7 protein-coding genes and 1 riboswitch are annotated in these 7,040 nt (G+C 71.2%); of the genes, 5 read left to right on the top strand and 2 right to left on the bottom strand.

Features of this window, described 5'->3' with window-relative positions; translation table 11 throughout:
• Nucleotides 1–82: 82 nt before the first annotated feature.
• Nucleotides 83–187, bottom strand: a riboswitch (guanidine-I (ykkC/yxkD leader).
• Between the two features lie 243 nt (nt 188–430).
• From AC3WPZ_RS22780 to AC3WPZ_RS22770, 3 genes are read left to right on the top strand one after another with little or no spacing between them, the layout of a single operon-like run.
• On the top strand, nt 431–1,150 hold the full coding sequence (locus AC3WPZ_RS22780; RefSeq protein WP_382323709.1) for an endonuclease/exonuclease/phosphatase family protein: 720 nt from the start codon (nt 431–433) through the stop codon (nt 1,148–1,150).
• A complete protein-coding gene (clsB, locus tag AC3WPZ_RS22775) occupies nt 1,147–2,361 on the top strand; it encodes a cardiolipin synthase ClsB (RefSeq protein WP_382159707.1) in 1,215 nt (404 codons plus the stop codon). The genes AC3WPZ_RS22780 and clsB overlap by 4 nt, the downstream gene beginning before the upstream one ends.
• Complete coding sequence (locus tag AC3WPZ_RS22770) at nt 2,358–3,422, top strand: lysylphosphatidylglycerol synthase domain-containing protein (protein ID WP_492441691.1); 1,065 nt, start codon at nt 2,358–2,360, stop codon at nt 3,420–3,422. The genes clsB and AC3WPZ_RS22770 overlap by 4 nt, the downstream gene beginning before the upstream one ends.
• Here AC3WPZ_RS22770 and AC3WPZ_RS22765 read toward each other — a convergent pair.
• On the bottom strand, nt 3,376–4,584 hold the full coding sequence (locus AC3WPZ_RS22765) for a phospholipase D-like domain-containing protein (RefSeq protein WP_492441689.1): 1,209 nt from the start codon (nt 4,582–4,584) through the stop codon (nt 3,376–3,378). The two genes, AC3WPZ_RS22770 and AC3WPZ_RS22765, sit on opposite strands and share 47 nt — an antisense overlap.
• Before the next feature lie 178 nt (nt 4,585–4,762).
• Between AC3WPZ_RS22765 and AC3WPZ_RS22760 the strand changes: the two genes are divergently transcribed.
• Nucleotides 4,763–5,467, top strand: a complete 705-nt coding sequence (locus tag AC3WPZ_RS22760) for a hypothetical protein (protein WP_382323713.1) — start codon at nt 4,763–4,765, stop codon at nt 5,465–5,467.
• A 76-nt stretch (nt 5,468–5,543) separates the two neighbouring features.
• The gene (locus AC3WPZ_RS22755; RefSeq protein ID WP_492441687.1) at nt 5,544–6,056 is read left to right on the top strand and encodes a hemerythrin domain-containing protein; all 513 of its coding nucleotides are present in this window, start codon (nt 5,544–5,546) and stop codon (nt 6,054–6,056) included.
• A gap of 9 nt (nt 6,057–6,065) precedes the next feature.
• On the opposite strand, the gene AC3WPZ_RS22750 is transcribed toward AC3WPZ_RS22755, so the two are convergent.
• The gene (locus AC3WPZ_RS22750; RefSeq protein ID WP_382323715.1) at nt 6,066–7,037 is read right to left on the bottom strand and encodes an SDR family oxidoreductase; all 972 of its coding nucleotides are present in this window, start codon (nt 7,035–7,037) and stop codon (nt 6,066–6,068) included.
• Nucleotides 7,038–7,040: the final 3 nt, after the last annotated feature.

Genomic DNA, 7,040 nt, shown 5'->3' with positions numbered 1-7,040 from the left:
GGGGGATGCAGGGAGGGCGGTGCTGTTCATCAGAGGACTCCATGGGTTGGTGGGACGCGCAGGAAGAACCGATCTGTGATCGTTCTCCCGGGCTTTTGTCCCTCCGTGGAGCCTGCGATGAGGCCGGCACACTCTCGGACCAGACACCACGAGCCATCTCGTGGTCGGAACCCTAGTGCACCTGAGTGCCGAGCTGTCTCGGGGCGGACCCCAGATCGCTCTTCTTGCGCTTGGGGTGTGAGCAGAAAGCGTGCCAGCGGTTTGCGTGGGGTTCGGCCGGGGCGGTGCACCAAAACGAGGGCGAACCGATGCCGGCAGGTGCATTCGGCGCCGCAGCGCCGCCCCGGCTTGGTGCGAAGCGGTGGCCGCCTGCGCGCGAATGCGCGTTTGTCTGACAGAGGGCGGCGCGGTGCCCTGCCTAGCATGGCTCATGCAGGTACTCACCGTGAACATCCACAAGGGCTATGACGTCTTCAACACCCGTTCCGTGCTGCACGGGCTGCGGGAAGCGGTGCGCGCCATGGGCAGCGACATCGTCTTTCTGCAGGAGGTGAAAGGCGGCAACGGGTCCAGCGCCGCGCAGTACGAGTTCCTGGCCGACGAGATCTGGCCGCAGCACGCCTACGGCCGCAACGCCGTGGCCGAGGGGCTGGACCACGGCAACGCGGTGATGTCGCGCTTTCCGGTGCTGCACAGCGAGAACCACGACCTGTCGATCAACGGTTTCGAGCCACGCGGCATGCTGCACTGTGTGCTCGATGTGCCGGGCCTGGGGCCCGACATGCACGTGATGTGCGCGCACCTGGGGCTGCGCGAATCGCACCGGCGCCAGCAGCTGGGCATGATCTGCGACATCGTGAGCCGCTATGTGCCGCCGGACTCGCCGCTGGTGGTGGCCGGCGACTTCAACGACTGGCGCCTGCGCGCCGACGGGCTGCTGGCGCCCAGCGGCCTGCGCGAGGTGTTCCGCCACGCGCATGGCCAGCACGCGCGCAGCTTCCCGTCGGGCTTTCCGGTGCTGCGGCTGGACCGCATCTACGTGCGTGGGGTGGCACGCGCCTTGCCCGTTCCCATGCCGCGGCGTCCCTGGGCGCGGCTGTCCGACCACGCACCGCTGGCCGCTGAAATCCACCTGGAGACCGCGCCATGAACTCGCATTGGGTGCCCGGCAACCGGATCACGCTGCTGGAGAACGGCGAAGGCTATTACCCGCCCGTGTTCGAGGCGATCGCCAACGCCGAAAAGGAAGTGCTGCTGGAGACCTTCATCCTGTTCGACGACAAGGTGGGCCGCCAGCTGCACGAGGCGCTCCTGAGCGCCGCGCGGCGCGGAGCGCAGGTGCATGTGCTGGTGGACGGCTGGGGCTCGCCGGATCTGCCGGCCTCGTTCACGCAGCCGCTGCTCGAGGCCGGGGTGCACTTGCGCGCCTTCGAGCCGGTGCAGCGCGTGCTGGGCGCGCGCGTCAACCTGCTGCGCCGCATGCACCACAAGATCGTGGTGGTGGATGGCAGGATCGCCTTCGTCGGCGGCATCAACTACTCCATCGACCATCTGATGGAGTTCGGCGAACTCTCCAAGCAGGATTACGCGGTGCAGATCGAAGGCCCGCTCGTGGGCCAGATCCAGGCCTTCTGCCGCGCCAACGTCGAGTCGCCCCAGCCCGCGCGGGGGCAATGGCTGCGGCGCTGGCGCTCGAGCCTGCGCCGCAAAGGCGTGGCCGAGGTGACGGGTGAAGGCGCGCTCGCCGCTTTCGTCACGCGCGACAACAACGAACACCGCAGCGACATCGAACGCCACTACCGCGCGGCGATCCGCAGCGCGCGCCACCGCATCCTGATCGCCAACGCCTATTTCTTCCCCGGTTACCGCTTCCTGCGCGACCTGCGCCGCGCGGCCCGGCGCGGGGTGCAGGTGGATCTCTTCCTGCAGGGCCGTCCCGACATGCTGTGGGTCAAGCGCGCGAGCGAGCTGCTGTACCGCCACCTGATGCGCGCGGGCATCAACATCTACGAGTACAACGAACGCCCGCTGCACGGCAAGGTGGCGGTGGTGGACAACCTCTGGGCCACCGTGGGTTCCAGCAACCTCGACCCCACCAGCCTGAGCCTGAACCTGGAGGCCAACGTGATCGTGCGCGACGAGGCCTTCGCGCGCCACCTCTGCGGGCGCATCGACGAGCTGCTGCAGACCTGCTGCCAGCGCGTGGAGCTGCCCACGCCGAGCCGGCTGCGGTCGGCCTGGATCGCGGTGCGCAGCATGGTGGTGTTCCACGCGCTGAGGCGCTTCCCGGACTGGACCCGGCAGACCACGGCGCGCGAGCCGCGCGTGGTGGCCATGACCGTCGACCCGGATCCTTCATGAGCGCAGCGCAGGGCCGCCCCCAGGCAAGCTCGCCCCGCGGTCCGCAGGACGAAGGTGCTTCCGTGAGCCCTGCACGGCAGCGCCTCTGGCGGTGGACGAAACGGATCGCGCCGTGGGCCCTGGCCGCGCTGGTGCTGGCCCTGGTGGCGCAGCAGGCCCGCGCGGTGGACTGGCCGCAGGTGTGGGTGTCGCTGCGGCAGCTGTCGGCGGGGCGGCTGGCGCTGGCGGCCGGCCTCGCGGCGCTGAGCTACGGGGTCTACGCCGGCTTCGACCTGGTGGGGCGCCACCTGACGCGGCACGGCCTGTCGGTGCCGCGCACGCTGGGCACGGCGGCCATCAGCTACGCCTTCAACCTCAACTTCGGCGCGCTGGTGGGCGGCTTCGCGATGCGGCTGCGCCTGTACACGCGCTGGGGCGTGGCCGCGGCCACGGTGGCCAAGGTGATCGCGCTGAGCATGACGACCAACTGGCTGGGCTACCTGTGGGTGAGCGGGGGTGTGCTGCTGTGGTCGCCGCCCACGTTGCCGGGTGGGTGGGCGCCGGGCGACACCGTGCTGCGCGCCCTCGGCGCGGCGATGGTGGCGCTGGCGTTGGCCTACCTGGTGCTGTGCGCGGTCTCGCGCCCCCGCACGCTGAAGTGGCGCGAGCACGAACTGGCGCTGCCCGGCGGCCGCCTGGCCCTGGTGCAGGCGCTGGCCGGCGGCGCGAACTGGCTGCTGATGGGCACCATCGTGTGGGTGCTGTTCGAGGGGCGGGTCGATTTCGCCCTCGTGCTGGGTGCGCTGCTGATGGCCGCCGTGGCCGGCGTGATCACGCACGTGCCGGCCGGCCTGGGGGTTCTGGAGGCGGTGTTCGTGGCCACGCTCGGCGGCGTGTTGCCCGCCACCGAGGTGCTCGCGGTGGTGCTGGCCTACCGCGCGGCCTACTACCTGCTGCCGCTCGCCCTGGCGCTGCCGGCCTACGCCTGGAGCGAGGCCGCGGCGCGGCGCGGCGGCGCCCAGGGCCGCCAGGGCGTCAAGGACTCAGGCCCGGCCCTTCGACGGGGCGGCCGACCGACGTGAGGCTGCTGTGATCGGCCACCGGTGCCCGCGCCGGGGCCGTGGGGCCGAACCAACGGCGCAAGGGCGCCGGGCCGGCCAGGGAATGGGCATCGAGCAGCAGGGCGTGCGCCATGGCCGCCTGGCAGACGTCGTCGAGTTCGCTCGCGAACGCCGCATCGAGCACGAGCAGCTGCGCCGCATCGATCACGTCGCCGCTGTGCCAGCCCGAGCCGCCGTCGATCGCCACACTGGACCACACGCCGTCCACGGTGCTGTGCGCTGGCAGGGGCTGGCTGCCGTCCGCCTGGTACAGCCAGGCGCCGGCCCGCATGAGTTCGGCGCAGCTCGCGCGCCAGGGCCAGGCGTGGGGCGCGCCGCCGTGCTGCAGCAGCACCGACACATTGACGCCCCGGCCGGCCGCGCCAGCGATGGCCTGCACCAACCGGCGCGAGGGCGCGCGCCGCGCCAGGGCGATGAAGACGCTGAAGCGCGCCGTTTCCACGGCACCGATGAGCGGGCAGCCGGCGGCCGGGGCGGGCTGCGCCGATCCCGCGCGCGTGGCGATGCCCATGCGCTGGCGCCCCGCGAGCGCGATGGGCGGAAAGTGCTGCGGCGGCGGCGCGGGCAGGCGGGGTTCGGCGGTCTTCCAGCCGTCCAGGAAGAGCCGCTGCACGCGCTGGACGATGGGGCCGCGCACGCGCAGGTGCGGGCCCTGAGCCCCCGCGCCGGTGGATGGCGAGCCCGGGCCGCACCAGGCCGTGCGGCCATCCACCACCGCCAGCTGCCGCTGCATGGACTGGAAGCGCTGCGCCACCCAGCCGCTGAGGCCGCCGGGCCGTTCGAGTGTGCGCACGGTGGCGCCGGCCCGGCGCAGCGGGCCCAGCTCGGCTTCCTGGCGCGGGTTGGCGGCCAGCACCTGCACACGCACGCCCTGCCGGCACAGCGCCACCAGCCGATGGAGCAGGCCGTCCTGCGCTTCGCCCACCTCGAGCAGGGCGGCGTCCAGGTTGATGTGGTCGCGCGCGCCGATCAGCGTCTCCACGAGCGCGGCGCGCGCCGCCCTCGCATCGCCGAGCACCTCGGCGTGGTTGCCGCCGAGCAGGGGTTCGCCCAGGCGGCGCACCAGTTCGTGGGCATGGGCCACGTGCGCGGGGACGGGTGGGGCGGGGAAGGACAGGCTCATGGTGGCGTGGGCTTGGGGTGGCGACCTGCGCCTGGGGCAAACAGCGTGCCCGGTGCCGGCGCGCGCGTCGCGGCACCCACAGCGGGAACGCGTTTTGCCCAACCAGCCGTGGATGCCGAGGGCCGGCGAACGGCGCCCGCATCCGTTTCATGCATCCGATCATTGAAAGGACACACCCATGGCACAACAGGACAACCGGAACCGCCAGCGGGGCGGTTACCAGCAAGAGGCTTTCAGCTCGCAAAACCGCCAGCAAGGCGGCGGGTACGAGTCGCCGCGCCAACCGCAGGGCGACCACGGTCGGGGTCGCGATGACGCCTGGCAGGGCGGCAGCGACTGGCGCCGCGAACAACAACGCGACCTTGGCAGTTTCCGCGATGAGGACACGTCGTACGGCCAGGGCGGGTACGGTCAGCGCGACCAGGACGACCGCTACGGCCCCGGCGGCTCCGGCCCATACCGCGGTGACGCGCCTCGGTACGGCCAGTACGGGCTGCGCGACAACGACGACGACCGCTACGGCCAGGAGCAGCGCGAGCGCTTCAACCGGCCCAGCGGCCTGGACCGCGACTACCGGGGTGCCGGTTACGCCGGCCCCGGAGGGTACGGCGGTGGCATGGGCAGCAGCTACAGCGGCTCGCAGTCCGGCTACAGCGGTCGAGGCGACCCGCAGGAGCAGCAGTTCGACCCGGACTACAGCCAATGGCGCCGTGAGCAGATGCGCGCACTGGACGACGACTACAACCAGTGGCGCCAGGACCGCTTCAAGAAGTTCTCCGACGAGTTCTCCACCTGGCGTTCCAGCCGCCAGCAGACCGCCGGCACGGGCAAGAACGAGAGCGGGTCACCGCCGTCGGGCAAGCAGAACAAGGACAACAGCTGACGCCGCTGGCGCCTGAAGCCGGGAGAGGCCAACGCCCCTCCCGGCTTTTTTGAAGCCCTTCCGCAAGGAGACGCCCATGCGATCCGATGCCACGCCCGCCGAGATCTCGGACGCCGCCCGCCGCCACATCGTGGACGGACTCAAGGGGGATCACCTGCGCGTGAAACAGGCCCACCGCCGGTTCCAGGAGCTGGATCCGCAGACGGCCGCCCTGGAGCGCGGCGCCCTGGTGGCTCACGTGCTGGACGAACTGACCGTGCATGCCGCCCTGGAGCAGGGGCTGCTGTACCCCGCGCTGCGCGAAGCCGCCGTGGCGGACGCAGGGCTGTTGGCGGCGGCCGAGCGCGAGCACGCCGAACTGCACGCGCAGATCAATCCCTTGCGCACGCTCAAGCCCGACGACGACCAGCATGCCCAGCGGTTCACGGACCTGTGCCTGCGCGCGCTTGGGCACATGAAATGGGAAGAGGCCCATCTCTTTCCCGGGCTGGACAGCAGGGCCTTGGACTGGGCGCGGCTGGAGGGCGAGATCGACCAGCGCCGGGAAGAGCTGGTCGTCGCCGAAGCGCCGGTGGCCGCCCCACCCTGACGGCCGCGCTCAGATCGCGTCCACGCTGCCGGTGACGGGCAGGACCACGCCGGTGATGTAGCCCGAGCAGCAGGGCGAGGCCAGAAAGACGTAGGCCGGCGAAAGCTCCTCGGGCTGGGCGGCGCGCTGGAAGTCGGTCTTTTCCCCGAAATCCTTCACTTTCCCGGCCGGCTGATCGCGCGGGTTGAGCGGGGTCCAGACCGGGCCGGGCGCGACGGCGTTGACCCGGATGCCGCGCGGCAGCAGGTTGCTCGCCAGCGACTTGGTGAAGGCGTGGATGGCCCCTTTGGTGGCGGCGTAGTCCAGCAGGTGGGCGCTGCCGCGCAGCCCGGTGACCGAGCCGGTGTTGATGATGCAGGCGCCTTCCTTCAGGTGGGGCAGGGCGGCGCGTGTCATGCGGAAGTAGCCGCCCAGGTTGGTGTCCCAGGTTTCCTTCAGCCGCTCGTCGTCGATGTCCTCGATGGATTCGGCGTGCTTCTGGAACGCCGCGTTGTTCACCAGGATGTCCAGCCTGCCGAAAGCCTTCACGGTTTCGTTCACCGCTGCCTCGCACCAGGCCGGGTCCTTCACGTCGCCCTGCAGCACCAGGCATTGCCGGCCTTCTTCCTCCACATGGCGCCGGGTTTCCTCGGCGTCTTCCGAGGACGAGAGGTAGGCGATCGCCACGTCGGCGCCCTCGCGCGCGAAAAGCACCGCCACCGCCCGGCCGATGCCGGAGTCGCCGCCGGTGATCAGCGCCGCCTGTCCCTGCAGCTTCTGGCTGCCCAGGTAGTCGGGCGCCAGGAACCGAGGGCGAAGTTCCAGATCAGACTCCTGGTCGTCCGCATCGAGGTGCTGTTCGGGCATTTTCGTGGGCTGGGCCCGCGCACCGGTCTGGGGCGGGCGCTTCTTCGCGGCGGGGGCGCGTTTCTTGCGCTGGTCGCGGCGGTCCTGCTCTGCATGGATGGATGCCTGTTTTTCGAGTGTGCGGCTGCTGGCCATGGG

Source organism: Hydrogenophaga sp. FW305-3-2-15-A-LB1 (genome assembly GCF_058787875.1).
The sequence above is the reverse complement of the archived record's forward strand: the minus strand, read 5'-3'. Positions and strand labels throughout refer to the sequence as shown.

Coding starts and splice junctions, on each gene's coding strand:
- AC3WPZ_RS22780 (WP_382323709.1), top strand. CDS start 431: ATGCAGGTACTCACCGTGAACATCCACAAGGGCTATGACGTCTTCAAC.
- clsB (WP_382159707.1), top strand. CDS start 1,147: ATGAACTCGCATTGGGTGCCCGGCAACCGGATCACGCTGCTGGAGAAC.
- AC3WPZ_RS22770 (WP_492441691.1), top strand. CDS start 2,358: ATGAGCGCAGCGCAGGGCCGCCCCCAGGCAAGCTCGCCCCGCGGTCCG.
- AC3WPZ_RS22765 (WP_492441689.1), bottom strand. CDS start 4,584: ATGAGCCTGTCCTTCCCCGCCCCACCCGTCCCCGCGCACGTGGCCCAT.
- AC3WPZ_RS22760 (WP_382323713.1), top strand. CDS start 4,763: ATGGCACAACAGGACAACCGGAACCGCCAGCGGGGCGGTTACCAGCAA.
- AC3WPZ_RS22755 (WP_492441687.1), top strand. CDS start 5,544: ATGCGATCCGATGCCACGCCCGCCGAGATCTCGGACGCCGCCCGCCGC.
- AC3WPZ_RS22750 (WP_382323715.1), bottom strand. CDS start 7,037: ATGGCCAGCAGCCGCACACTCGAAAAACAGGCATCCATCCATGCAGAG.